The organism is Mesorhizobium liriopis, assembly GCF_024053505.1.
Taxonomy (GTDB): domain Bacteria; phylum Pseudomonadota; class Alphaproteobacteria; order Rhizobiales; family Rhizobiaceae; genus Mesorhizobium_B; species Mesorhizobium_B liriopis.
This window is the reverse complement of sequence record NZ_JAMXQS010000004.1, coordinates 33,343-58,838: the sequence shown is the minus strand read 5'-3', so window position 1 is coordinate 58,838 and position 25,496 is coordinate 33,343. Positions and strand designations below refer to the sequence as shown.

The window sequence follows — 25,496 nt, the reverse complement described above, 5'->3', positions numbered from 1 at the left end:
GAGAGCGTGGCCGGTGATCAGCCGGCCACGACTTCACGAGCGATTGGCTCAGCGGCCGGATTCGCCCACGGCACGTTCCGCTGCTGCGATCTCGGCCTGACGGCGCGCGACTTCATCACCGATGGGTGGTCCGCGGAAGCGGCGGTTCTCGAACACGAACCAGATGATACCGGTGAGGACCAGGAACCCGACCGTGATGTAGAGCGCCCATTCATTCGGCGGCTGGATGCCGAGAACGAAGATCAGGATCATGGCGAGGATGGAAAGCACGGCAAAGAGCTTGAACACGCCCTCGCCCAGGTTCCAAGGCCCCTGCTTCTGCCACTTCGACGTGCCCCAGGCGAAAAGCCCGAGCGTGATCGGAATGGCGAAGGAGAAGAACAGGAAGATGACGGTACAGGACACCACGATCGTATAGACCGGCGTGTCACCGATCGTCACGAGCGACGACCCCCAGACGAAAAGCACCGACAGGATCGAGCCCGTCCAGATGGCGGCGACCGGTGTGCGGTGGACGGGACTGACCTTCGACAAGGCGCGGGACGCGGGAAGCCCGCGATCGCGTGCGAAGGCGAAGATCATGCGCGACACGGAAGTGACGGTCGCCAGGCCGCAGAGCCACTGACAGACCAGAATTGCCAGATAGAGAATGTCCTTCACGACAGGGTGCACCTGTGTGTCCATGGCCCAGAAGAACACGTTCCAGCCCTGCGCGGCCGCTTCATCCATCGAGGGCAGCATGAGCACGAAGGCACAGAGCATGATGTAGCCGAACACGGCCGACCAGATCACCGACCAGACCATGGCGCGCGGCACGGAATGCGCGGCCTTGAGCGTCTCTTCGGAAGTGTGCGCCGACGCGTCATAGCCGGTGATCGTATAGATCGGCAGCAGGAGGCCCAGCAGGAATACCCATGCGCCCGAATTCTGCGGCCACACATTGCCGCCCGCCTCGCCGGAATAGTTGGCGAATGTGAAGAGACGGCCGAACTCATAGGAGTCTGCTGCCCCCAAACAGACCAGCGCCAGCGCAATGGCCGAAACGAAGATCAGATAGCCCGAGAAGTCGGTGAGCTTGGCGGTGAGACCGATGCCCATATGGTTCACCAGCGCCTGTGCACCGGTGATGACGGCAAGAAACAGGATGCGCGTCACGGTCGTGTCGGTCAGCCCGAAATAGGGCGTGCCGAACGATCCCATGAAGAAATAGTAGGTGCCGACATTGATGGCGCCGAGCACGGTGACGAGGCCGAGCAGATTGAACCAGGCGGTCAGCCAGCCGGTGAACCGGTTTCCGAGGATCGAGCCCCAGTGATAGAGGCCGCCCGCCGTCGGATAGGCGGAGCTGATCTGCGCCATGGCCACCGCAAAGACCAGGGACACGAAGCAGCCCACCGGCCAACCGATGCCGATCGCAGCCCCGCCCGCGCCAGATGTCGCCTGCGCCAAGCTGTTGATGCCGCCCGACAGGATGCAGATGATCGAGAATGAAACGGCAAAGTTCGAGAACTGGCTCATGCGCCGTTCGAGTTCCTGGGCATAGCCCATGGAATGGAGGATCTGAACGTCCTCGGATCTTTCGATGTCACTGTGGTCGCGCGCGGTCATGATCCCCTCATCGCTGGCGCGCCCGCGTCTCCACTCGCGGGCCAAATCGCGGCATCCAGCTTGGTTGGATCAGCTCGATTGCCGCGCCGGCCATGAGACTCCCGCCGCAGCGAGTTGTCAAAGGTCACAACGCAGTCCGGCATGGTGCCAGCGCACAAAGCGGGGGAAAACCGAAACGGTCAATCGAACCGCCGTGTCTCACCTTTCCGATTTTTAATGTGCGCGAGCGCACCGCTTGGCCCATATGAGGAGTGGAATCCCTTGCAGCGAGGCACTTCGCCCTTATCTCGCCGCGAGAAACCAGCATTCATATCGCTTGTCTTTCGACCAGCCGCATTTTCATCCGGAGTCCGCATGGCCGCTTGGAAGCAGATCGTCATTGCCGTGATCGTGCTTTTGCTCGGCGCCGTGGCATGGCTGCGCTTCGTGCCGGGTGCGGCCGACACGCTGGCAGGCTGGGGCCTCGACAATGGCGTGGTGGCAGCGATTGCGCCGGCCAAGACGACCGCATCTGAAAGAGAGCAGGCGCAAGCCGGCGGCAATGGCGAGCGCGGCGGTGGCCGGCGTGGCGGAAACGGCGGGCAACGCGGCGTCGTGATCGCGCAGGCCGTGCGGCAGGGCACGATCAACGACAGGCTGCAAGCCATCGGCACCGGCCGTGCACTCGCATCCGTCACCGTGAAACCCTATTCCGCAGGGCGCGTCACCGAGGTTCTGGTCAAGTCCGGCCAGCAGGTAAAGGCGGGCGATGTGCTGGCCAAGCTCGATTCCGAGGGCGAACAGCTCGCGCTCGACCGCGCCCGTATCGCAACCAAGGACGCGCAGGCGACACTCGAACGCACCAACACGCTTGTGCGCTCCAACACAGCATCCAGCGTCCAGCAGACCCAGGCTCAGCTCGCGGTCAACAATGCGCAGATTCTCGAGCGCGAGGCGGCACTCGCGCTCGAACGCCGCTCGGTGCTCTCGCCCATCGGTGGCGTGATCGGCATCGTGCCGATCGAGGTCGGCAACACAGTCGCCATCGACACGACGATTGCCTCCATCGACGACCGCTCGAGCCTGCTCGTCGATTTCTGGGTGCCGGAGCGTTTCGCCAGCACGATCCAGGTCGGCGCAGCCCTGCAGGCTGTTGCCATCGCACGTCCCAACGAAGTGATCGACGGCGAGGTGAACGCGGTGGACAGTCGTGTGGACGAGGCGAGCCGTACGCTTCAGGTCCGTGCCCGCATCCCGAACCCCGACGACGCCTTGCGTGCCGGGCAGTCCTTCCAGATTACCATGCGCTTTCCCGGCGACAGCTATCCGGCTGTCGATCCGCTCGCCGTTCAGTGGGGTGCCGACGGCGCCTTCGTCTGGGCCGTGCGCGAGGGTAAGGCCGAGCGCGTGCCCGTGCGCATCGTCCAGCGCAACACCGAAGACGTTCTGGTGCAGGCCGACCTCTCCTCGAGTGATCGTGTGGTGACGGAAGGCATTCACACCGTGCGTCAGGGTGCGGAGGTGCAGGTGGCCGGCAGCGAGCCGACAACACCCACCAGCGGTCCCGACACCTCGATCTCGGGTCCTCGCGCTTCAACAAGCGAGCTCTGAGCCGTGAGCGAAGAAACACACGCTCCCGACGGCGGGATAGCACAGACCAACCCGCACGGTGCAAAGCCGCAGATGGGCGCAGGCCTGACCGAGCTTTTCGTGCGCCGCCCAGTACTCGCCTTCGTCATCAACATGATGATCATCGTGGCGGGCTTGGCAGCCTTCGCGGGCATCGAGATCCGTGAATTGCCCGACGTCGACCGACCCGTGGTCACCATCAACTCCGATTATGACGGGGCCGCAGCCGAAACCATGGATCGCGAGGTGACGGATGTCATCGAACGTGCCGTGTCGCGCGTTTCCGGCGTGCAGAAGATCTCCTCGTCCTCATCCTATGGCCAGTCGCGGGTCAGCGTCGAGTTCGGCGACGATATCGACCTGAACGTCGCCGCTGCCGATATGCGCGATGCGGTTTCGCGCGTCGCCAATCAGTTGCCCGACGACATGGACCCGCCCCGTATCGTCAAGGCGGACGCCAACGCCGATGCGGTGATGCGGCTTGCGGTGACATCCGACACGATGCCGGTCGAAGACATGACCGTCTATGTCGAGGATCAGATTTCCGACCAGCTCGCGGCCGTCACCGGCGTCGCCGATGTGCAGATCTATGGCGACCGCGAGAAGATCTTTCGCGTGGACCTCGATCAGTCCAAGCTCGCCGCGCTCGGGCTGACTGTGGCCGATGTCTCGCGGACGCTTGCAACCGTCAATTTCGATGCGCCGGCGGGATCGCTGGAGTCCGGCAGTTCCGACCTGATCGTACGGGCGACCGCGACGGTTTCCACACCCGAGGCCTTCGAGGATCTGAACATCAATCGCCGGGTGAAGCTCGGTGACGTCGCCAAGGTCACGCTCGGTGGCGATCCCGGCACGACCTCGCTGCGCTCGGACAACAAGACCGGCATCGGTCTAGGCATCATCCGCCAGGCGCAGTCGAACACGCTCGACATCTCGGAAGGCGTGCGCGCTGCCGTGGCGCGCATCAGCGAGACGCTGCCGGAAGGCATGCACATCAAGGTGACGAGCGACGATGCGAGTTTCGTGGACGGCGCCATCCATGAAGTCGAGATCGCGCTGGGCCTGTCGGTGACTGCTGTTCTCCTCGTGATCTTCCTGTTCCTTTTCGATTGGCGCGCGACGCTGATCCCCGGCCTGTCGCTGCCCGTTGCGCTCATCGGCACGCTGGCTGCCGTTTATCTCGCGGGATTCTCGCTCAATATTCTGACACTTCTGGCGCTGGTTCTCGCCACCGGCCTCGTGGTGGACGACGCGATCGTCGTGCTCGAAAACATCGTGCGGCGGCGCAACGAGGGACTGGGACCGCGTGCCGCCGCCGTGCTCGGCACACAGGAAGTGTTCTTCGCCGTCATCGCGACCACCGCGACGCTTGCCGCCGTGTTCGTGCCCCTTTCCTTCCTGCCGGGCCAGACCGGCGGCTTGTTCCGCGAATTCGGCTTCACGCTGGCCATCGCCGTGGCACTCTCTGCCGTGGTGGCCCTGACGCTCTGCCCCATGCTCGCCTCACGCATGCTGAAGGCCTCGGCGGACGGCCATATCGAGCATCAGCCGGGCCTGTTTCTCCGCGTCGGCGGTTTTCTTTCGGGCCTCTATCGCCGTATTCTGCGCGCCTGCCTCAATGCACCGCTGATCGTGGTGCTGATCTCGGCGATCTTCGCGGCAGCAGCCTATGGCGCGTTCGGGCTGATCCGCTCCGAGCTGACGCCGACCGAGGACCGCTCCATGGTGATGCTGCGCATCACGGCTCCGCAAGGCGTCAGCCTCGACTACACCACGGCCCAGATGCGCCGCATCGAGCAGCTGATCGAACCGCTGCGCGAGAAGGGCGAGGTGACGGCGACCTTCGCCAATGTCGGCCAGGGCGGCTCGACTTCGAACGGCTTCATGGTCATCTCGCTGGCGCCGTGGGCCGAGCGCACGCGCTCCCAGCAGACGATCGCAGCCGAAATCACAAGCGCGGTGCGGCGCGAGGTGCCCGGTGTCCGCGTGGTCGCCAACCAGCCCAACTCGCTCGGCATTCGCGGTGCGGGCTCAGGCCTGCAATTCGCCGTGGTCGGCCCCGACTACGAAACCATCGGCAAGGCTGCGACCGATATCGTGGCAGCGCTCGAGCGCGACCCGCGCTTCGAGCAGCCGCGCCTTTCGACCGACGCCACACAGCCGCAGCTCGCCGTGTCCATCGACCGCGAGCGCGCTGCCGATCTCGGCATCGACATTTCGGGCCTCGCGGCCTCAATCCAGTCCGTGCTCGACGGACGCGAAGTCGCAGAAGTCTTCATCCGCGACCGCTCCTATCCCGTGAAGCTCCTTTCCACGACCAATCCGATCAACGACCCGACCGATCTCGAAAACGTCTTCCTGAAAACGAGCGATGGCCGTTTCGTGCCGATGTCGACCATTGCGAGCCTCAAGGAAATCGCCGTGCCGCCCTCGCTGTCGCGCGAGCAGCAGCTCCGCGCGGTGGCCGTGACGACGAGCCTCGCGGGCGACTTCGCGCTGGGCGACGCTTATGCGCAGGTTCAGCAGATCGCGGCCCCGCTTCTGCCCGAAGGCACGCGCATCCTGCCGCTGGCGGAAGCCGCGACGCTCGGCGAGCAGTCGAGCTCGATGATCCTGGTCTTCGGCTTCGCCATCGTGATCATCCTGCTTGTGCTCGCAGCGCAGTTCGAGAGCTTCATCAGTGCGGTCATCATCATGGCGACCGTGCCGCTCGGCCTTGCTTGCGCCGTCTTCGCACTGCTTCTAACCAATACGAGCCTCAACGCCTACAGCCAGATCGGCCTCGTGCTGCTTGTCGGCGTGATGGCCAAGAACGGCATCCTGATCGTGGAATTCGCCAACCAGCTGCGCGATCGCGGTCGCAATGTGCGCGAAGCCATTGAGGAGGCCTCGGTCATCCGCCTACGTCCGGTGATGATGACGATGATCTGCGCCATTCTCGGCGGCGTGCCGCTGGTGCTGGCTTCGGGTGCTGGCGCCGAAGCGCGCATCGCGCTCGGCTGGGTGATCGTCGGCGGCTTGGGTCTCGCGACGTTCTCGACGTTGTTCCTGACCCCCGTCGCCTATCTCCTGCTCGGCCGCTTCGTGACGCCCAAGGCGGAAGAGGATGCGCGGCTTGAGCGCGAGCTGGAGGCCGCCAACGGTTCGGCGATGCCGGCGCCTGCCGAGTAGCGGGCACCGAAGGGCACGATTGGGGCTTGGCGCGTCTGGAATGATCGGGCAGTGAGGGCCGCACTGCCAGAGAAAGCCCCATCATGACCGATCCACGCTCGCCCATGAAGCTCGAACCCGTTTCCGTCGAGGATCTGGAAAAGGGCATCGGCCTCGAAGTCGGCGTTTCACCTTGGCGGGAGGTGACGCAAAGCATGATCGACCAGTTCGCCGATGCGACGGACGATCATCAGTTCATCCATGTCGACCCGGTCCGCGCCGCCGAGACTCCCTTCGGAGGCACCATCGCGCACGGCTTTCTGACACTTTCCCTGCTCTCAGCGCTGTTCTTCGAGAGTGTACGGCCGGTGAAAGGCGAGCGCGTCGGCGTAAACCACGGCTTCGATCAAGTGCGCTTCGTGACGCCAGTGAAGAGCGGCGCGCGCATACGTGGGCGGTTCACACTGGCGGAGTTGCGGATCAGGCCCTCGGGCTGGATCAACATCGCGCATGATGTGGTGTTGGAAGTGGAAGGGTCGGCGAAGCCCGCGATGACGGCACGGTGGCTGACGCTGTTAGGACCGGATACGGCCGAGGGGTGAGCCCGGCCTCTGACTCACCTGCCCGATATCGGGAACGTCACCCTCATTTCAGCCGAAACCCTCACTCCTTCTCCGGCCGTCCCGGTTTGCTCGGATTGGTGATCGCCAAGGGGTCGCTGCCCGGAAAGCTTTCTTCCAAGCCTTCCTCCAGCCGTTCCTCGGCGTCGCGGTTCTCGTCTTCCCTTACAGGAAAATCCTTCGACTGCGGGTTCTTGCTTTCCCGGCCATCCTCGCGAATGGTGTTGTCGTTGTTCGCCTCGATCTCACTCATCGCTCTCGCACTCCACTTTGCCTGCGAGAACGGAGGCGGACCGCGCCCGTTCCCTCAAGCCGCCGCGTCGCGTGCGGACGCTGTCAGGAAGGCGAAGGCGTAGGGGCTGAACGAGCGCCAGCATTCGATGTGGAAGCTGTTCTCCGCTTTCTTCCAGAGCACGATCTCGATCTTGCCGAGAACCGTGCGCGAGCACGCCCCGACAGGAAAAGCCTCCGGTGAAAGATCCTGCGGACATCCACCATTGACCGCCTCGGCCGCATAGGCGCCCGACGCCACGATGCCGACATTGCGGTGCGAGATATCGACCGCCGAATGCAAGGCCTCGACGCCGCGAGAGGCTGTGAGCGGATCGGTCTCGGTGTCGATCACCAGCCATTCGTCCGGTCCGAGCCAGAGCGCGGCGCGGGTCCCCTCTTCCGAGGAAGTCTTGGGCAGGCGCGGAAGCGACAGGCCAAGCGCCTCTTCAAGCACAGAGATCGACGCCTCCGGTGCACGCAACGACACGCGGAATGAGGACGGAGCCAGCGTCAGCGACGCACCCTTGGCGTCGAAGCCGCGTGTCTCAAGGGAGGTGCGGCGTTGCGCGGTTGCAGTCTCAGCCATTGAGGCGGCCTCCTTCGGGATCGAAGAACACGGTGCCGGTCACTTCCACTTCGATCGCGCCATCGGGCATCGGCACCCAAAGGGTTTGACCCATGCGCTTGCGGCCATTCTGCAGAAGGGCAAGCGCAATCGAATGGCCGCAATTCTCCGACCAGTAGGACGATGTGACATGGCCGAGCATCGTCATCGGCACGGGCTCGCGCGGGTTGGCGACGATCTGCGCGCCCTCCTCCAGAACCGTTCTCGGGTTTTTGGTGCGCAGGCCCACGAGTTGCTTGCGGCCATCTGCAACGAGGTCGGAACGCTTCAAGCCACGGATACCGACGAAGTCGCGCTTCTTCTTGCCGATGGCCCAATCGAGCCCGGCATCATAGGGGCTGACCGTGCCGTCGGTTTCCTGGCCGACGATGATGTAGCCTTTCTCCGCGCGCAGGACGTGCATGGATTCCGTGCCATAGGCGCAGGCCCCGTATTTCTGGCCCTCCGCCCAAAGCGCTTCCCACACCGCCTGCCCGTAATCGGCCGGCACATTGACCTCGAAACCGCGTTCGCCGGTGAACGACATGCGGAAGAGACGGGTCGGCACACCGCAGATCCTGCCCTCGCGCACAGACATATGCGGCATCGCGGCATCCGAAATGTCGATGCCTTCCACCAGCGGCTCGATGATCTTGCGCGAGTTTGGACCTTGAACGGCGATCACCGCCCATTGCTCGGTGATCGAGGTCAGCCAGACCTTGAGGTCGGGGAACTCGGTCTGGAGATAATCTTCCATGTGGTTCATCACGCGCGGCGCGCCGCCGGTGGTGGTGGTCACGTGGAAGCGGTCCGATGCCAAACGGCCAACCACGCCATCATCATAGATGAACCCGTCCTCGCGCAGCATGATGCCATAGCGGCAGCGGCCGACCTCGAGCTTCTCCCATGGATTGGTGTAGAGGATCTCCATGAATTTCGCGGCGTCCGGCCCGACCACTTCGATCTTGCCGAGGGTGGAGGCATCGAACAGGCCTGCGGTCTCACGCACCGTCTTGCATTCGCGGTCCACTGCGCGGTGCATGTCCTCGCCTGCACGTGGGAAATACCAGGCGCGCTTCCACTGGCCGACATCCTCGAACGCCGCTCCTTGTGCTTCCGCCCAGGGGTGGATCGGCGTGCGGCGGGTGGGATCGAACAGTTCGCCCTTGGCATGGCCCACGATGGTGCCGAAGGTGACGGGGGTATAGGGCGCACGGAAGGTGGTGAGGCCGACCGACGGGATATCCTTGCCCAGCACTTCGGCGGCGATGGCCAGCCCGTGCATATTCGAGGTCTTGCCCTGGTCGGTCGCCATGCCGTTGGTGGTGAAGCGCTTCACATGCTCGATCGAATGCATGCCCTCGCGCACGGCGAGCCGAATATCCTTGGCCGTGACATCGTTCTGAAAATCCACGAAGGCCGCGACCGTGGTGCCGTTCTCGGCGCCCGGCGTGGTGCCGAGCATGCCGCCCGCGAACGCTTCGCCCGAGACGCCGGCAGGACGCGCGGCGCTTTTTGTGCCGCCTGTCGTCTCCTTGGCTGCCTTTTCGCCGGCCGCATAAGCCTCCTCGAGCGTGGCCTCGAGTCTGTCGGTGCCATTCGAGGCGCCGACCGAAACACAGGCCTGCGCATAGGTGCCCGGCAGAAAGCGCTGGCTCGCCTCGTCGAAGGCCACGCGGCCACGCGATTGCGAAAACAGATGCACCGAAGGCGTCCAGCCGGCCGACATCAGAAGCGCATCGACCGGGATCACACGTTCCGCGCCGACATTCACCGAGCGCACGGCCATGGAGGAGACGCGCAGACGGCCGCCGGTTTTGACCACCGCATGGCCCGACAGCACCTCGATACCGAGCGCGCGTGCCTGTTGCACGGCATCACCCTCGGAGGCCGGACGGATATCGACGATGGCCGCGATCTCGGTGCCGGCCTTCTTCAGGTCGATGGCCGCCTGATAGGCGGAATCGTTCGCGGTGAACACGCCGACCTTGCGGCCGACGGAAACACCGTAATGGTTGAGATAGGTCCGCGCGGCGGAGGCCAGCATGATGCCGGGGCGATCATTGTCGGCGAACACCATATGCCGCTCGATGGCGCCCGTCGCGATCACCACGCGGCCCGCGCGCACCTGCCACAGCCGCTCGCGCGGCAGACCGGGATTGGGGCTCGCGAGATGATCGGTCACGCGCTCGGCCAGCGCCACGAAGTTCTGCGCATAATATCCGAAAGCCGTGGTGCGGGGCAGAACACGCACGCGATCATTGGCCGCGAGCTTCGCGATCGCTTCCTGTGCCCAGTCCCATGCCGGCTTGTTTTCGACCATCGCGCCGGCCTCGAAGCGCAACGCGCCGCCGAGATCGGCCTGCTCGTCGCACAGGATCACCCGCGCGCCGCTTTCCGCCGCGGCCGTTGCGGCCGCGATGCCTGCCGCGCCACCGCCCAGCACCAGCACGTCGCAATGAGCGAAGCGCTGCGAATAGTGATCGGGATCGGGCAGATCCGGGGCCACGCCCAAACCGGCTGCCGCACGGATCTTGGGTTCGTAGAACTTCTCCCAAGCCTTTTTCGGCCACATGAAGGTCTTGTAGTAGAAGCCCGCCGAGAACATCGGCGAGGCGATGTTGTTCACCTCGCCCACATCATAGGCGAGCGAAGGCCAGCGGTTCTGGGAGACCGCCTTCAGGCCCGGATAGATTTCCTGCACGGTCGCGCGCACGTTCGGCACCTTGCGGCTCGGATCGCGCTCGATATTGACCAGCGCGTTGGGCTCTTCGGCCCCTGCCGAAAGAATGCCGCGCGGACGGTGATATTTGAACGAGCGTCCGACGAGATGCACGCCGTTGGCAAGCAGAGCGGAAGCGAGCGTATCGCCTTCGACGCCCTGATAGCTCGCGCCGTCGAACGTGAAGTTGGCACCTTTCGAGCCGAGACGGCCCTTGCCGGAAACGCGGAAGGAAGCAGGCTCGGCCATCATGCGTCTCCCTTGGAAGCGTCCGCAGCGGGTTCCGCCACGTTGATCTGGTCCGGCGGCACATTGGCCCAGGAACCCGGCCCCTGATCGGCCGGCATGTCGCCCCGGCCCTCGTCCATGCGCCGGTCTTCGTTCGCCGCGATCAGCTCGTTCAAGTCGGGCTGCGGTTCACCGGCCTTGTAGGTGTGGTGGAACTTGTCGGTGATCGTGTCGCGCACCGCGTTGAAGAAGCGGCCGCAGCCATGGATATGGCGCCAGCGCTCGAAGATCACGCCCTTCGGATTGTCGCGGATAAAGAAAAAGCGCTCGAAGGCCTCGGCCGATTCCTGCACGATATCGGTGGAGCGCGCGATGTGCGCCTGCCCGCCATTGCGGAATTCGAGTTCCGGCCGTTCTTCCTCGCAATAGGGGCAGCGGATCAGAAGCATGGTTTCAGGGTCCGAAAGTCAGAGTTCACCGGAGTCGAGGGCAGCACCCGGCGGCTGGTCACACAGGCGCTCGCCGGCCTGTGCGAAAGGCGCCATGCGAGGGATGAGCCTGGCGAGATCGCCCGGCCGCTCGACCAGTTCCTGCGCGCCCATATTGCCGAAGGAGAGATCCATCGGATCGACCGACACGATCACCGCACGCGACGCATCATCCGAGGTGTCGTCATGGTCGGCCACGAAATAAACCACCGGCCGCCCCATCACATAGGCGCAGAGCAACGTGCCTTCCGGCACCGTGAACGGCCAGTCCTTTTCCGCCGCTCCGGCGCGCGTGATCCGCTGGGTGCGGAAATCGTCCGCGCCTGGAATGTGGAAGAAGCTCTTCTCATTCGCCAGCGCCGGAAACACCGACGCGGCCAAGGCCAGTGCCAACATCAGTGCGCCACGGCCGCTGCTGCCGCCTCATCAATCAGCCGGCCCGAGCGGAAGCGCTCGAGCGTATAGGCGGCATTCAGCGGATGCGGGTTGTCGTTGGCGATGGTGTGGGCGAAGACGTGGCCGGAACCCGGCGTCGCCTTGAAGCCGCCCGTGCCCCAGCCGCAATTGACATAGAGCCCCGGCACCGGCGTCTTGGCGAGGATCGGCGAACGGTCGGGGGTCACATCCACGATGCCACCCCACGAGCGCAGCATCTTCATGCGCGCGAACATCGGGAACATCTCGCAGATGGCATCCAGCGTGTGGTTGAGGATGTGAAGCCCGCCCGTCTGGGAATAGGAGATGTACTGATCGGTGCCCGCCCCGATCACCAGTTCGCCCTTGTCGGACTGCGAGATATAGGCGTGCACGGTGTTGGACATCACCACGCAGGGGAAAGCCGGCTTGACGGGCTCGGACACCAGCGCCTGCAGCGGATAGCTTTCGAGCGGCATGCGCACATCGGCCATCTGCATCAGCACCGATGTATGGCCGGCGGCGACCACGCCGACCTTCTTGGCGCCGATGAAGCCGCGTGTGGTTTCCACACCCGTCACATGGCCGTTGCCGGAGCGGCGGATGCCCGTCACTTCGCAGTTCTGGATGATGTCGACGCCGCGCGCGGATGCCGCACGCGCATAGCCCCAAGCCACCGCATCGTGGCGCGCCGTACCGCCACGCCGCTGGAGTGCCGCGCCCATGATCGGATAGCGCGCATTCTTGGTGATGTTGAGCGGCGGGCAGAATTCCTTGGCTTCCTCAGGCGTCAGCCACTCATTGTCGATGCCGTTCAGGCGGTTCGAATGAATGTGGCGCTTGAAGACCTGAACATCATGCACGTTGTGCGCGAGCATCATCACGCCGCGCGGGGAGTACATGACGTTGTAGTTGAGGTCCTGGCTCAACCCGTCCCACAGCTTCACCGCATGGTCGTAAAGCTTGGCGCTCTCGTCGTAGAGATAGTTCGAGCGGATGATGGTGGTGTTGCGACCCGTATTGCCGCCACCGAGCCAACCCTTCTCGAGCACGGCGATGTTGCGCACGCCATGCTCCTTGGCGAGGTAGTAGGCGGTCGCCAAACCATGCCCGCCGGCGCCGACGATGATCACATCATATTCGGACTTGGGCTCGGGCGAACCCCACTGCTCGTTCCAGCCTTTGTGGCCTCGCATCGCCTCGCGCGCGATGGCGAATACCGAATATTTGCGCATCCGTCTGTCCAGCTCGCGTCCCCTGTGGGGCTCAATATTTGATCGGTCCGAGAGCTTTAGCACTAGCAATGGGCGCTGGCGAGCTTCGCGCTGCTTTGCGACAACATTCGCCGTTTTGCGTCAAGCGCTCATCAGAGGCGCTCACGAAGGGATCGAGAAATGTCCTCCCGCTTGAGACGTCGGGCATCTCGTTCCTTATCGCAGTTGCAGTGTCGGTAGCGGCCGTCGCGATCGTGACGCTTGTGGTGCGCCGTCGGATGGCGGCACCGGTGACCCAGGAGCCATAAGTGATACAAAGCTTCTCGACAGGCCGGCCGACTTCTGGTAAAGCGCGCCGAAATTCGCGGCAGGAATGCCGCCGGAGGCGGTGCCTTCTGGGCGCACGCCTTCACACAGTTCAAAATCAACATATGGGTCGCACGACCCGAAACACAGGATTGCCCGTGCAGGTTCTCGTCCGCGATAACAACGTTGATCAGGCGCTTCGCGCACTCAAGAAGAAGATGCAGCGCGAAGGCATCTTCCGCGAGATGAAGATGCGCGGCCACTACGAGAAGCCGTCCGAGAAGCGCGCCCGCGAAAAGGCGGAGGCCGTGCGCCGCGCCCGCAAGCTGGCTCGCAAGCGTGCGCAGCGCGAAGGCCTGCTGCCGGGTGCGAAGCCCGCTGCGGCACCTGCAGCTGCTCGTCCGGCCCGTTGAGCCGCCAAGTTTTCGTCCCTTTCCACATTTAGGGATTTCCGAAGGCGGGGTGACGTGAAGCGTCGCCGCGCCTTTTTCGTTGCCGGCTCAAGCGAAACCCGCTTGGCAAGGCGGCGAGAACCGCGCCATCTTTCGACACGTCGTGCGTTTAATGCCGGCGCGCAGGGAACAGACGCCATGACCGCGACCCCATTCCGCCTCCCCGTTTCGCGTTCTCGCGTGCTGGCCGCCTCGCTGCTTCTGGCAGCCGCGACCGCTCTTTCCGCCTGCCAGACAAGCCCGACCAGCAATCTGGGGAGCATCGACGCCGCCCAGGGATCGACGCAGAACATCGCCTCCCTGTCTTCGGTGATCAGCCGCAACCCGCAGGATCCTGAAGCCTACAATGTGCGGGGCTCGGCCTATGGCCGCGGCGGGCGCTATCGCGAGGCGCTCAAGGATTTCGATCAGGCGATCTCGCTCAAGCCGGATTATTATCAGGCCTATTCCAACCGCGCGCTGATCTATCGCTTCACCAACGACCAGCAAAACGCGCTCGCCGACTACAACAAGGCCATTCAGATCAATCCGAACTACGATGCCGCCTATATCGGACGCGGCAATCTCTACCGTCAGGCGGGCCGCACGCAGGAAGCCTTCAACGACTTCCAGAAGGCCATCCAGCTCGACACCACGGATGCCCGCGCCTACCACAATCGCGGCCTGCTTTATCAGCGCCAAGGGCAGCACGCTCTGGCTCTCGAAGACTTCTCGACCGCCATCTCGCTCTCGCCCGACGCGCCCGAGCCCTATAATGGCCGCGGCCTCAGCTATCTCGCGACCAACGACGAGGACAACGCCTTCACCGACTTCAACATGGCGATCAAGCTCAACGACAAGCTGGCCGAAAGCTGGGCCAATCAGGCGTTGATCTATGAGCGTCGCGGCGACAAGGCACGTGCGGCGAAGTCTTATGCCCGCGCGGTCCAGCTCGACCCCAATTATGGACCTGCGAAGGAAGGTCTGAGCCGCACGCGCGGCGTGTGATCAGATTAATCCGAGCCACCGACAACCTGTCTCAAAAGCGCCATTCACAGCTGAACAACCCTCTCGTGGAACCCAACCGCCCCTGAAACCCTTTCAGGCGCAGGTTGGGGACATGTAGATTGTTCAGGAGTTTCACCATGAAGAAAACGCTTTCGGCGCTCGCGATCCTCGGCGCCTCGCTTTTTGCCGCCACGCCAGCCACGCATGCCGCCGGTCTCGAACTCGGCATTCTCGACTGCGCGGTCGATGGCGGGCTGGGCTATGTAGTCGGCTCGCATAAGGGCCTCACCTGCACCTTCCGCCCCTATGACAAGGCTTACGGCCCGGAAATCTATACGGGCCGCATCGGCAAGCTCGGCATCGACCTCGGCATCACCCACCAGTCTTCGATCTCGTGGGCCGTGTTGGCTGCCCATGGCGGTGAGTATGGTCCGGGCAGCCTCGTCGGCAACTATCTGGGTGCCAGCGCCGATGCGAGCATCGTGACGGGCGGTGGTGCGAACCTGCTCGTCGGCGGCTTCAAGCGCTCGCTGACGCTTCAGCCACTGAGCGTGCAGACGCAGACGGGTCTGAACGCGGCGGTCGCAGTGACCAAGCTCGAACTCTACCAGGAGACGGTCAAGTAAGTCCTGAGCGACTGGCCTAACGCCACCACCCTTGTCTGATCCGCACCTCCCGGCCTAGCCATGGCTGGGAGGTGTTTTGCATGGTGGCAGAATTTCAAAGCGGTCGGCTCGACTGGGCGGCACTCCGGCGGAGCAGCGATCTCGCTCGTTTCTGCTTCATCAGCCTCGGTGTGATGCTCCACGCCACCAACGAGACCATGCTCGCGACCGTCATGCCCGCGCTGGTGCGTGACCTGTCCGGCGTCGAGATGATCGGCTGGTCACTCTCGATCTATGAGCTTGGCGCGATCACGGCAGGGGCCGCTGCCGGCCGCATGATCTCCTATCTTTCCTTGCGCAGCACCATGGTGCTGGCAGCGCTGCTTTACGCGCTGGGTGCCGCGATCTGCGCCCTGTCGCCTTCCATGCCACTCTTTCTGCTCGGCCGCGTGATCGAAGGCTTGGGCTGCGGTGGACTGATGGGCCTGGCATTCGTTTCCGTCGAGCGCCTGTTTCCAAGCATGGTCTGGCCTCAGCTTTTCGCCATCATCTCGGTCGTATGGGGCGTTTCCGCATTTAGTGGCCCGCTCCTCGGCGCGCTTTTCGTTGAACACTTCAGTTGGCGCGCAGCCTTCGTGCTTTTCGCGGGGGCCGGCCTCGCAATGGCCTGCGCGAGCCTCATCATCCTGCGCGGCGCAGCACTTCGCATTGGGCTTGCGGGCGAAGATATCCCGCCGCCCTTTCCCGTTCTGTCACTCGCCGCGCTGGCCACAGGCGTCGTCATGATCGCGGCGGCGGGCGTCGTTCACGGCGTGCTCGCCGCCACTATGCTGTTCGCGCTCGGCATCACGGGTCTCGTGCTGTTCTTTCGGCTCGATGCTCGCAATGCGCGCTCGCGGCTGTTTCCTTCGAAGCTGTTCGACTGGCACCGCCCCTTGGGAGCCGGGATGATCATGGTCGGCTCGCTCTCGATCGCGACCTGTTCCTTCTTCATCTACGGGCCGATCCTGTTGACCAGCCTGCACGGCATTTCGGTGCTGACCACCGGCTACATCATCGCAGCCGAATCCATCGCATGGTCGGTTCTTTCCATTGCGGTCGCGAACCTGCGCGCAGCGAACGAGAGACTGGTTATCGTAGCAGGCGCCGTGATGATCGCGGCAGGCATTGCCGGCTTCGCCTACGCCGTGCCGGCGGGCTCCTTGCCACTCATTCTTTTCTGCGCACTTCTGCAAGGTGGCGGCTTCGGTATCGCTTGGCCGTTTGTCACACGTATGGTGGTTACAGCCGCACCGGAAGACGAGCGCACGGTTGCCTCGTCGGGCGTGTCGGCGCTCCAGCGCATCGGCTATGCGACGGGGGCGGCGCTCTGCGGCATCGTCGCCAACGAGGCAGGCTTCTCCAAGGGGCTCAGCACAGATACCGCGGCGCATGTTGCGCCATGGCTCTTCCTCGCCTTTCTGCCACTGGCAGCGCTCGGCGTGGTCGCGGCTGTCAAACTTGTCCGGCACCCCGCCCCGGCGGTTTGACTCAACGCTGAACACAATCTTCCGGCATCAGGCCCCTACCCGTCATGCCTCTTTGCAAACCAGCAGATGCCAGTCGGCAGAGACGTCATTGATCACACGGTGCGACAGGCCAGCGCTGCAGGCCGGCGAGCTACAAACGATGCCCTCGACAGGCGACGAGGCCACTGCATGATGGAAACGATACACGACAGGGAAACCCCTATCGAGGGCAGCAGCAACGCTCAGCGCAAGGCTAAGGATCCGACCGCCAGGATCAGCACGAAAAGGATAATGGACGAGATGAAGCCGCCGCCGCCCAGCAGACCGAATGCCATGGCGATCAGGAGAGCAACCACGGCGAGCGTGCCGTACTTGGTGAGGATGAGAAAACGGTCGTAGGTCTTCTCATGCTCCGGGTAGTCCATCTTGGCACCCATTTCGAGCGGCCCGCTGGTATGATGCTCCGCCATGTTCCCTCTTCCCCGGCTTCAACAACCCTTGTGCCATAGCGAAATCGTGGAAGCCGGGCAATGGCGGCCGATGGCCACGCCCATTCTCATCCCGCCAGTTGCGGAAACAGGCCGAGCAGGCCGATCACGATGAGATAAAGCGCCACGATGTAGTTCAGCAGGCGCGGCATCACGAGAATGAGCACACCTGCGATCAGAGCGATCAGCGGCGAAAGCGGCAGATTGGCGAAGTCCATCAGTTTTCCTCAACGCATGTCGAAACGAGATAGAGCTGCCCTGCCTGCTTTCAGGGGCCGCACAGTGAGGATTCCAGCTATGCGGCCTCGGGAATATATTTTGCTGTCGGCAGCACGGTCAGCGGCGCACGTTCGCCAAGTGACGGATCATCGAACAACATCCGCTGCTCCAGGGCCGTCGCCTGAAAGAAAGGATAACGCGCGAAGAAGCGTTCGCGGATACCCAGCACATTCGCAATGTAGAGTACGACCTGATAATTGAGCCCCGGGAAGCTTCGGAGCTCACCGAGCTTTTCCGACCAGAACACACGGCGATAGAAGCCGACATGCTCTTCCCGGATCGTCGACAAGCAATATGGCGCGTTGAAGTGGAAGCAGGCCATGCTGGCCAGTCGCAGGGTAAGATAGGGTATCTGCGGATGAAGCCTGGAGAACTCCGCATCGGCCGCAAAGCGCGTCGGGTCGATCAGGCGCGTGCCCTGCGCGAGGATCGGATCCAGAAGATCCCCATAGACTGCCATGGTCGGCGAAACCGGATTCTCCGGTGAGATCAGGCTCAGCCGCAGCGTGCTGACCAGCTGACCGTCTATGAATATACCGAACTTGTAGCTGTTGGGCAGGTCGTCATAAGCATCGTAGATGGTTTGACTCGTATTCGGTCGCACCATGTCCGTCGTGCGATAAGATTTGTAGCGAAGACGATAAACAGCCTCGAGGTCTTCTCCTGCATCGCACCGCCGATACTCGGTTCGCTCCAGAAGCTCGGAAACAGTTCTCGAGAAGTTGGAGACCGTAGCTGGCGCTACGGGATCACTCATACTCGCCACATGCCGCAATGTGGCCACATGCGCATTCATCAAGCCCTGCCTTTTACGAAGTTCACTTTCTTGCACCTTAGGGGGCGGAGAGACGAAGTAAACATTTGATTAAAAAGCCGAACGCTTAACTCCCGTTAAGGTTAATCGTGTGAGCAGAGTTTAGTGCGAGTTTAACGCGATTTTGTAGCGGATTCAGGTGGTGGCGGATTTTCGCTGTGAGAGAGACACGTTCTCAGCGAGCGGCCACACTGTGCTCGACATGGTTCTGATGCCAGATGCGGACAATGCTGCGCCGTACAGAAATCCTTGCACCATGTCCGGCTGCACTTCTCGAACCAGCACTTTGAGCTGCTCGAATGTCTCGACCCCTTCGATGGTTATTTCCAGACCCAGCGCGCGGGACAGTCCGACAATGCTGCGCACGAGTTCGAGCGTTCTCTGGTTGCGCGCGATGTCATGAAGGAATGACCGGTCGATCTTCACCTTATCGAGCGGCAGCTTGTGCAGATAGCTCAGGCTCGAATAGCCGGTACCGAAATCGTCCAACGCAATCCGCACACCAATCGCTTTGATGGCCTCGATGGTGCGGCTGGTCTGCACCTGGTCGTCAAGCAGCGCAGTCTCGGTTACCTCGATCTCAAGACGATCGGATGCGAGACCCGACTGATCCAGCACGGCTCGAACCTTGTCCACCATATCCGGGCTGCGGAAATCTTTCGCAGAAAGATTGACTGATACGCTGATCGGTTCAGGCCACTTTTTGCATTCTGCGGTCGCCGTTTCGAGTACGAAGACGCTGATCTGCGAAATGATACCCATTTCTTCGGCCAGCGGAATGAAGATCGCAGGGGAAACCGGTCCGAGCGAAGGATGGTCCCAACGGCATAGTGCCTCGCAGCTGGCAATGCGCATGGTTTCGAGGGCGATGATCGGCTGATAGACGACCCTCAATTCGCGGGCCTCGACGGCATTCCGCAGATCCGCCTTGAGCAATTGCTTGTCGCGGAAAGCGGCATCCATCGCGCTTTCGAACAGCTTCCAGCGCCCCTTCCCTTCTTCCTTTGCCTTGTAGAGCGCCAGATCGGCGCGAACGATCATCGCATCGAAATCGGTATCCCGGACCTTGGCAACGGCGGCACCGCCGCTGGCCTCGATACGCAGCACATGCCCAACGGCATCGACCTCACCCTCCAGAGCACCGAAGACCTTGTTGATGATGTCCGAGAGCTCGAACTCATCATCGAGATTATCGATGAAAAGCATGAATTCGTCGCCGCCGAAGCGACTGACGATCATGCGCTCGCTGGCGAAGACATGCAGCCGTTCCCCGACAGCCAGGATCATCTTATCGCCGATAGGGTGACCCAGCGTATCGTTGATGCTTTTGAAGTCGTCCAGATCGATGACGGCGAATGCGCAAAGGCGATCCGGATCGCCGCTCGCCATGATGTCGGTCACGAGTTCATTGAAGTAGGCACGATTGACGAGGCCGGTCAGGCTATCGTGACGAGCCATGGTGCGGATTTTCTCCTCCGCTTGGATGCGGGCCGTCACCTCTTCAAAGGTGATGACGCCCAGTTCCTGGCTGCCCTCCCTGGCAGAAAACTCATAATGTTGACCATTGGTCAGCGAAACCAGAACTTTCCTGCTGCGTCCCTCGCGTAACGCGCGGGTGAGCTGGGACTCGATGAAGCGGCAGTCGCGGGCAGCCAGCATGTTTCCGGCGACGCCGCGCTTCAGCAGATCCTTGATCGTCCGCCCTATGAGACGCTCGCTGGTCGAAAACGCCATGAGGCGAGCTGCCTCCATGTTGGCGACGACGATGCGCCCATCGGGTCCAAGCATCACGAGGCCGTGCCCCATCGTGTTGAGGGCACGGTTGAATCGCTGCGCAAGTCGATGCGATTTCTTTTCTTCCGACAAGGCGGTGAGGAGAACTTCGCGCACGACAAGCGCAAAGCGCCGGATCGCGAAGAACAATGGCAGAGCCATCACGCCGAGGACGACGTGATAGGTATCGCCGCGCAAGATGAACGCAATCGAGATCGGCACGATCATGGTGACCATGAAGATCATCACCATGCGTGGCGAGCCGTAGTTGCGCCCTGCGATCGAGCTTGCCGACCCGAAAGTCATGCAAACAGCCGCAACCTCGGCAAAATTATCGGGACTCACATGGATGCTGACAAAGCCGAAAAGGCCGAACATCGCCCCGTGGAGCGCGCCATAGAAGATATACTGATTCTCCCGACGCAGAGCCTCCGCATAGCCGTCCGGGGCTGGCATTTTAGCGAAATGGATCGTGTTGTTGAGACGGAGGGCAGCGACCACAACGAACGCGATCGCCACATACAGGTAAACGGCGGCACCCGTCTTCCAGTAGGACATGAGGACGAGCAAGGTCTGCGCGACGAAGCCGATCGTCAGCGTGGTGACATCCCGAAAGAGCGTTTGCACGAAAGTTATGTAAACGTCGGTCGGAAGCTCATTCTTTCGATCTAGTTGCACCGTGAAATCCAGGAGGACCGATGCCGAACATGGCAGACCAGACTTAAAAAAGCCTTTTGCTCAAGGAGATAGAAGGAACGCCCAGACCGCAAGCCTGCCGGAACCGGTTTGGAGAAAAATTATCAAGCAGCAGTGCGATCAGCGCCTGGCGTAAAGTCCAATACAAGTCACTTGACCGGTCGGCAAAGTGTTCAAGCGTGGCGCTCGCCAAGAAGACGGCATCAACGTCTCTCAAGACGCACCACTGGACTTCCTTCAGGACCCAGCGCCCTTGATGCCCTTGGGCTTTTGCGAACCGACCGTCTTCGCCTCGATCGGTGCAAGCGTCGGTCGACCGCTCGGCTGGCGTTTGGGTTGGTCCTCGTCGGAGCTTGCGACGAGATCAGAGGCTGGCTTGGACGGCTTGAGAGCTTCCGGAGACATTCCTTTCTGGAAGAGAGCGCCGATAAACCGAGTGGCTTCCGGTAGCCCGTCGCCCCAATAGGTCCAGTCATGGCCGCCCTCGCGCACCATGAAGCGATGTTTTACGCCGAGCTTGCGCAGTTGCAGGTGAAAGGCGGCGTTGCCGGCGAAAAAGTCGTCGTCGGAACCGCAGTCGAAGTAGAAACTGGTCTTTTCCAGATTCTTTCCAGGCACTTCGCTGGCAAGGTCGAATACGCTGTTGGCGCGATAAAGCTTGTTGATGCGCGCCTTGCCGGCGAGCCCGATGCCCCAAGCTTTGCCATAGCGCCAATCATAAGCGGTTTGGTCGAGCGCGGTGATCTGGTCTTCGGTGCGGAAGGCCGCACTGAGGGCGGCCGCGCCCACGAACAGGTCGGGATATTTCAGCGACAAGGCAGTTGCCGCATAGCCGCCCATGGAAAGGCCGATGATCGCGCGACCGTTCTTGGTGCCCAAGCCGCCATAGCGCTTTTCGACGAAGGGCACGAATTCGCGCACGAACATGTCCTGCCAGCGGAAGGCGCCGTCGGCATCGTTCATGTAATAGGTGTTGAAACTGTCTTTGGGATCGCGCCGGCCTTCGGGCGAGACGGCGATGAAGGGCGGCACCTTGCCGCTTTCGATGAGCTTGTCGAAGATCAGGTTGGCGCGGGCGAACTGGAACCAGTCCTCGCTGCGCCCGCCCACGCCATGCATCATGAAGATCACGGGATAGGAGCGTACCCTGCGGTCGTATTCCGGCGGCAGATAGACGGAATAATCCACGTCCTGACGCAGGATGGCGCTGGGCATCGCCTGGTCTTCCCGCACGACGCCGACCGCATCCCCGTTGGCAGCCATCGCCGAACCGAGCCCCGTCAGCACCGCGAAAGCGGTGAGAAGCATGCGCTTGAACATTCTTCCCCTCTCAAAATCCCTCGGCTCCTCAAGCCGGATCCCACGGTCCGATCTTTCATGAAGCGCCTGACAATTGAAAGCGGCAACGGTTTGGCCGCGTGTTCTTTGCAAAGCGCCGGTCGCCTGCAATAGTGCGCCCCGGAGGATGCGCGGACCTGTCTCGACCGGGCCGGCGCGAAGCAGATCGGGAGGACAGCCGTTTGAGGGCAGCACTCGCATTCACGCGCCTGATCGATGGCTTGAGCCGCCGCGTTGCGGTGGTCGCCGTTTATCTCGTGCTCTTTTCAGCGCTGGTCAGCGCGTTCAACGCAATCTTCCGTTACTCGACCGGCACGCTGGTGGAATTGGACGCAGCACTCGGCACGCATGTCTTCACCAGCATGCTCGACCTTTACCGCAACAACTCCAACACCTTGTCGGAATCCCAGTGGTACATGTTCGCCGGCATGGTGATGCTCGGTGGCGCGTGGACGCTCAAGGTCAACGAGCATGTACGCGTGGATCTCTTCTACGGCTGGGTGAGCGAGCGCACGCGCACCTGGATCGACCTTCTCGGCGGGCTCTTCTTCCTCCTGCCGATGTGCGCCCTGATGGTCTGGCTGACTTGGCCGTGGTTCTACCATGCATGGCTGACCAATGAGGGGTCGCTCAATGCCGGCGGGCTCGTGCGCTGGCCGGTCTTTCTCATGATCCCGCTCGGCTTCGCGCTGATGGGCCTGCAGGGCGTGGCCGAAGTCGTGAAATGCGTGCTGGTGCTTTCCCAAGGCTATGTGCGTGAGTTCGCCTACGAAAAGCCCCTGCAATGATCGCATTCATCACGCATAACCTCGCCCCGCTGATGTTCGCGGGGCTGATCATCTTCATGATCATCGGCTACCCGGCCGCCTTCAGCCTCGCCGCCGTCGGCCTGTTCTTCGGCCTGGTCGGCATCGAGCTCGGGCTCATCGCGCCGGATTTTCTTGGCAATCTCACCTACCAGCTGTTCTCGGTGCTTTCGAACGAGTTGCTGCTCGCCATCCCCTTCTTCACCTTCATGGGCGTGATCTTGGAGAAATGTGGGCTCGCGGAAGATCTGCTCGACGGTTTCGGCCAGCTGTTCGGTGGCGTGCGCGGGGGGCTGTCCTATGCGGTCATCCTCGTCGGTGCCGTGCTCGGCGCCATCACCGGTACGGTCGCGGCATCCGTGATCGCCATGGGCCTGATCTCGCTGCCCGTGATGCAGCGCTACGGCTACAATATGCGCCACGCAACCGGCGTGATCGCGGCTTCGGGCACCATCACGCAGCTGATCCCGCCCTCGCTGGTTCTGATCGTGCTCGCCGACCAGCTTCAGCGCTCGCCGGGCGACATGTATATCGGCGCGACGGGTGCCTCGATCGTCCAGGTGCTGCTCTTCGCAGGCTGGGTGTTCATCCTGTCGATCATCCGCCCAGAGGATGTGCCCGCCCTGCCGCCCGAAGCGCGCACGCTGCGCGGCTGGCCGCTGATCGCCAAATGCGCGCGCGGCATGATTCCGTCGCTCGCGCTGATCTTCATCGTGCTCGGCACCATCTTCATGGGCCTCGCCACGCCGACGGAAGCGGGCGCCATGGGCGTGGTGGGTGCGATGCTGCTCGCCTGGTTCAACGGGCGTCTCACCTGGGCGCTGATCTATTCGGGCATGGATTCCACCATGCGCCTGACCGCGATGGTGGTCTGGATCCTGCTCGGTGCGCGCGTCTTCAGTCTCGTCTTCCAAGGCGTGGGCGGCGGTCACTGGATCGAGGAGATGCTGACGTCACTGCCCGGCGGCGTGGTGGGCTTCCTGATCTTCGTCAACATCTTCGTCTTCGTTCTGGCCTTCTTCCTCGACTTCTTCGAGATCGCCTTCATCGTGATCCCGCTGCTGGCGCCGGTCGCGGAGTCGCTTGGCATCAACCTGATCTGGTTCGGCGTGATGATCTGCGCGAACATGCAGACCTCGTTCATGCATCCGCCCTTCGGCTTCGCACTGTTCTACCTGCGCGGCATCGTGCCCCGCTCTCAGGTGCCGACGCGCGACATCTATCTGGGTGCGATTCCGTGGCTGGTCCTGCAGTTGATCCTGGTCGGCCTGCTCATCGCCTTCCCCGGCATGGTGACCTTCTTTCTCGATGCGCCGACCAATGTGGACCTGAACTCCATCCAGATCACGCTGCCGCCGGGAGGCGAGACGGGCGGCGGGCTTTCCGCGCCGCCCGCCTTCGATCTCAACACGCCGCCTGATTTCGGTGGAGGACCAGCACCGCAACCGGCCCAGCCACAGGCGCCCAACCTGTCACAGCCGCCGAGTTTCGATTGATGCGCGCCGTTCGCTTCGAGGGAGATGGAAAGATCGCATTGCGTGAAGTCGAGCGCCCTTCGCCCGGGCCGTTTGATCTTCTGATCCGCGTCGAGGCTTGCGGTATCTGCGGTACGGACCGCCACATCGTGAAAGGAGAGTTCGGCGCAAGCCCGCCCGTGACGCTCGGCCACGAGTTCTCGGGCATCGTGGAAAGCGTGGGCAGCGGTGTGACACGGTTCCGTGTCGGCGAGCGCATCACGGCGGACCCCAACCACGGTTGCGGTCTTTGTGCGCCCTGCCGTGAGGGCAAGGTCAATCTCTGTGAGAACCTTCAGCCCCTCGGCGTACGGCGCGATGGCGGTTTCGCGGATTATGCGCTGGTGCCCGAGGCACAGGCGCATGCGCTGCCGCTCTCCATTCCGCCCCTTCACGGCGCCTTCTGCGAACCCCTCGCCTGCTGCATCCATGGCGTCGATCTCGCCGGTTTGAAGACCGGCGCGTCAGTCATCGTGCTCGGTGGTGGCGTGATCGGAATGCTCGTCGTGCAACTTGCGAGGTTGGCGGGCGCGACACGCGTGGTGATGGCGACACGTCAAGCAGACAAGCGCGCGCTTGCCCAAAGCATCGGCGCAACGGCTACGGTCGATCCGAGCGGAGACGACTTTCTCAGGCGCCTCATCGGCGAAAGCGGCCTTTTTCCCGGTGGCGCGGATGCCGTTTTCGAATGCGCGGGCGTGCCGGAAACAGTCACGCAGATGCTGAAGCTCACCAAACGCGGCGGCACGGCCGTGCTTCTCGGCGTACTGCCGCCCGAAGCGCGGGTCGCGATTGAGCCCCTCGGCCTCCTCCTGCGCGAGGTACGGCTTCAGGCCTCGTTCCTCAACCCCTTCACCCATGCTCGGGCAGCGGAATTGATCGCGAGTGGGACGGTCAAGGTCGAACCCCTGATCTCGCGGACGATCACGCTGGAAGAAGCCTCCGATGCGATCCGCCAGCCGGCGCCGCGCGGTGAAATTCGAACGCTCGTCGTCCCGTAA

General features: G+C 62.7%; 23 protein-coding genes. 11 read left to right on the top strand and 12 right to left on the bottom strand.

Features of this window, described 5'->3' with window-relative positions; all coding sequences use genetic code 11:
• Positions 1–48 precede the first annotated feature (48 nt).
• Positions 49–1,608: an amino acid permease gene (locus NGM99_RS08180; protein WP_252817889.1), complete on the bottom strand. Its 1,560-nt coding sequence runs from the start codon at positions 1,606–1,608 to the stop codon at positions 49–51.
• Between the two features lie 354 nt (positions 1,609–1,962).
• On the opposite strand from NGM99_RS08180, the gene NGM99_RS08175 reads away from it, so the two are divergent.
• The 3 genes from NGM99_RS08175 to NGM99_RS08165 all read left to right on the top strand — a co-directional run bounded on the left by NGM99_RS08175 (position 1,963) and on the right by NGM99_RS08165 (position 6,968).
• A complete protein-coding gene (locus tag NGM99_RS08175; RefSeq protein ID WP_252817887.1) occupies positions 1,963–3,198 on the top strand; it encodes an efflux RND transporter periplasmic adaptor subunit in 1,236 nt (411 codons plus the stop codon).
• Between the two features lie 72 nt (positions 3,199–3,270).
• Positions 3,271–6,387: an efflux RND transporter permease subunit gene (locus tag NGM99_RS08170; RefSeq protein ID WP_252818442.1), complete on the top strand. Its 3,117-nt coding sequence runs from the start codon at positions 3,271–3,273 to the stop codon at positions 6,385–6,387.
• A 104-nt stretch (positions 6,388–6,491) separates the two neighbouring features.
• The gene (locus NGM99_RS08165; protein ID WP_252818440.1) at positions 6,492–6,968 is read left to right on the top strand and encodes a MaoC family dehydratase; all 477 of its coding nucleotides are present in this window, start codon (positions 6,492–6,494) and stop codon (positions 6,966–6,968) included.
• A gap of 61 nt (positions 6,969–7,029) precedes the next feature.
• Here NGM99_RS08165 and NGM99_RS08160 read toward each other — a convergent pair whose 3' ends face one another.
• Genes NGM99_RS08160 through NGM99_RS08135 form a run of 6 tightly spaced genes read right to left on the bottom strand, consistent with a single transcriptional unit; the run spans position 7,030 to position 12,950 of the window.
• Positions 7,030–7,239, bottom strand: coding sequence for a hypothetical protein (locus tag NGM99_RS08160; RefSeq protein WP_252818491.1), 210 nt, complete (start codon positions 7,237–7,239; stop codon positions 7,030–7,032).
• 54 nt (positions 7,240–7,293) lie between these two features.
• The gene (locus NGM99_RS08155; RefSeq protein ID WP_252817886.1) at positions 7,294–7,845 is read right to left on the bottom strand and encodes a sarcosine oxidase subunit gamma; all 552 of its coding nucleotides are present in this window, start codon (positions 7,843–7,845) and stop codon (positions 7,294–7,296) included.
• The gene (locus NGM99_RS08150) at positions 7,838–10,834 is read right to left on the bottom strand and encodes a sarcosine oxidase subunit alpha (RefSeq protein WP_435371408.1); all 2,997 of its coding nucleotides are present in this window, start codon (positions 10,832–10,834) and stop codon (positions 7,838–7,840) included. Before NGM99_RS08150 ends, NGM99_RS08155 begins: the two co-directional genes overlap by 8 nt.
• The gene (locus NGM99_RS08145; protein ID WP_252817883.1) at positions 10,834–11,262 is read right to left on the bottom strand and encodes a sarcosine oxidase subunit delta; all 429 of its coding nucleotides are present in this window, start codon (positions 11,260–11,262) and stop codon (positions 10,834–10,836) included. Before NGM99_RS08145 ends, NGM99_RS08150 begins: the two co-directional genes overlap by 1 nt.
• A gap of 18 nt (positions 11,263–11,280) precedes the next feature.
• Positions 11,281–11,697 (bottom strand): hypothetical protein, encoded by a 417-nt coding sequence (locus NGM99_RS08140; RefSeq protein WP_252817881.1) that lies wholly within the window; start codon positions 11,695–11,697, stop codon positions 11,281–11,283.
• Positions 11,697–12,950, bottom strand: coding sequence for a sarcosine oxidase subunit beta (locus NGM99_RS08135; protein WP_252817880.1), 1,254 nt, complete (start codon positions 12,948–12,950; stop codon positions 11,697–11,699). The genes NGM99_RS08140 and NGM99_RS08135 overlap by 1 nt, the downstream gene beginning before the upstream one ends.
• A gap of 443 nt (positions 12,951–13,393) precedes the next feature.
• On the opposite strand from NGM99_RS08135, the gene rpsU reads away from it, so the two are divergent.
• The 4 genes from rpsU to NGM99_RS08115 all read left to right on the top strand — a co-directional run bounded on the left by rpsU (position 13,394) and on the right by NGM99_RS08115 (position 16,808).
• Positions 13,394–13,648, top strand: coding sequence for a 30S ribosomal protein S21 (gene rpsU, locus NGM99_RS08130; RefSeq protein ID WP_252817878.1), 255 nt, complete (start codon positions 13,394–13,396; stop codon positions 13,646–13,648).
• A gap of 177 nt (positions 13,649–13,825) precedes the next feature.
• Positions 13,826–14,674: a tetratricopeptide repeat protein gene (locus NGM99_RS08125; protein WP_252817877.1), complete on the top strand. Its 849-nt coding sequence runs from the start codon at positions 13,826–13,828 to the stop codon at positions 14,672–14,674.
• Between the two features lie 137 nt (positions 14,675–14,811).
• A complete protein-coding gene (locus NGM99_RS08120) occupies positions 14,812–15,300 on the top strand; it encodes a DUF992 domain-containing protein (protein WP_252817875.1) in 489 nt (162 codons plus the stop codon).
• Between the two features lie 83 nt (positions 15,301–15,383).
• Entirely contained in the window at positions 15,384–16,808 is a 1,425-nt protein-coding gene (locus NGM99_RS08115) for an MFS transporter (RefSeq protein WP_435371413.1), read from the top strand.
• A 221-nt stretch (positions 16,809–17,029) separates the two neighbouring features.
• Here NGM99_RS08115 and NGM99_RS08110 read toward each other — a convergent pair whose 3' ends face one another.
• The 4 genes from NGM99_RS08110 to NGM99_RS08095 form a co-directional block, all read right to left on the bottom strand.
• Positions 17,030–17,257, bottom strand: a complete 228-nt coding sequence (locus NGM99_RS08110) for an aa3-type cytochrome c oxidase subunit IV (protein WP_252817872.1) — start codon at positions 17,255–17,257, stop codon at positions 17,030–17,032.
• Between the two features lie 86 nt (positions 17,258–17,343).
• Entirely contained in the window at positions 17,344–17,493 is a 150-nt protein-coding gene (locus NGM99_RS08105; RefSeq protein WP_252817871.1) for a DUF3096 domain-containing protein, read from the bottom strand.
• A 77-nt stretch (positions 17,494–17,570) separates the two neighbouring features.
• Positions 17,571–18,350, bottom strand: coding sequence for an N-acyl amino acid synthase FeeM domain-containing protein (locus tag NGM99_RS08100; RefSeq protein ID WP_252817869.1), 780 nt, complete (start codon positions 18,348–18,350; stop codon positions 17,571–17,573).
• Between the two features lie 153 nt (positions 18,351–18,503).
• On the bottom strand, positions 18,504–20,519 hold the full coding sequence (locus tag NGM99_RS08095; RefSeq protein ID WP_252817867.1) for a putative bifunctional diguanylate cyclase/phosphodiesterase: 2,016 nt from the start codon (positions 20,517–20,519) through the stop codon (positions 18,504–18,506).
• On the opposite strand from NGM99_RS08095, the gene NGM99_RS08090 reads away from it, so the two are divergent.
• Entirely contained in the window at positions 20,487–20,813 is a 327-nt protein-coding gene (locus NGM99_RS08090) for a hypothetical protein (RefSeq protein ID WP_252817866.1), read from the top strand. The genes NGM99_RS08095 and NGM99_RS08090 overlap by 33 nt on opposite strands.
• A 261-nt stretch (positions 20,814–21,074) precedes the next feature.
• Here NGM99_RS08090 and NGM99_RS08085 read toward each other — a convergent pair whose 3' ends face one another.
• Complete coding sequence (locus NGM99_RS08085; RefSeq protein ID WP_252817864.1) at positions 21,075–22,157, bottom strand: alpha/beta hydrolase; 1,083 nt, start codon at positions 22,155–22,157, stop codon at positions 21,075–21,077.
• 200 nt (positions 22,158–22,357) lie between these two features.
• Here NGM99_RS08085 and NGM99_RS08080 point away from each other — a divergent pair, with 200 nt between their 5' ends.
• The 3 genes from NGM99_RS08080 to NGM99_RS08070 are packed head-to-tail and all read left to right on the top strand — an operon-like array spanning position 22,358 to position 25,496.
• On the top strand, positions 22,358–22,963 hold the full coding sequence (locus NGM99_RS08080) for a TRAP transporter small permease subunit (protein ID WP_252817862.1): 606 nt from the start codon (positions 22,358–22,360) through the stop codon (positions 22,961–22,963).
• Entirely contained in the window at positions 22,960–24,477 is a 1,518-nt protein-coding gene (locus tag NGM99_RS08075) for a TRAP transporter large permease (protein ID WP_252817860.1), read from the top strand. The genes NGM99_RS08080 and NGM99_RS08075 overlap by 4 nt, the downstream gene beginning before the upstream one ends.
• Positions 24,477–25,496, top strand: coding sequence for a zinc-dependent alcohol dehydrogenase family protein (locus NGM99_RS08070; RefSeq protein WP_252817859.1), 1,020 nt, complete (start codon positions 24,477–24,479; stop codon positions 25,494–25,496). Before NGM99_RS08075 ends, NGM99_RS08070 begins: the two co-directional genes overlap by 1 nt.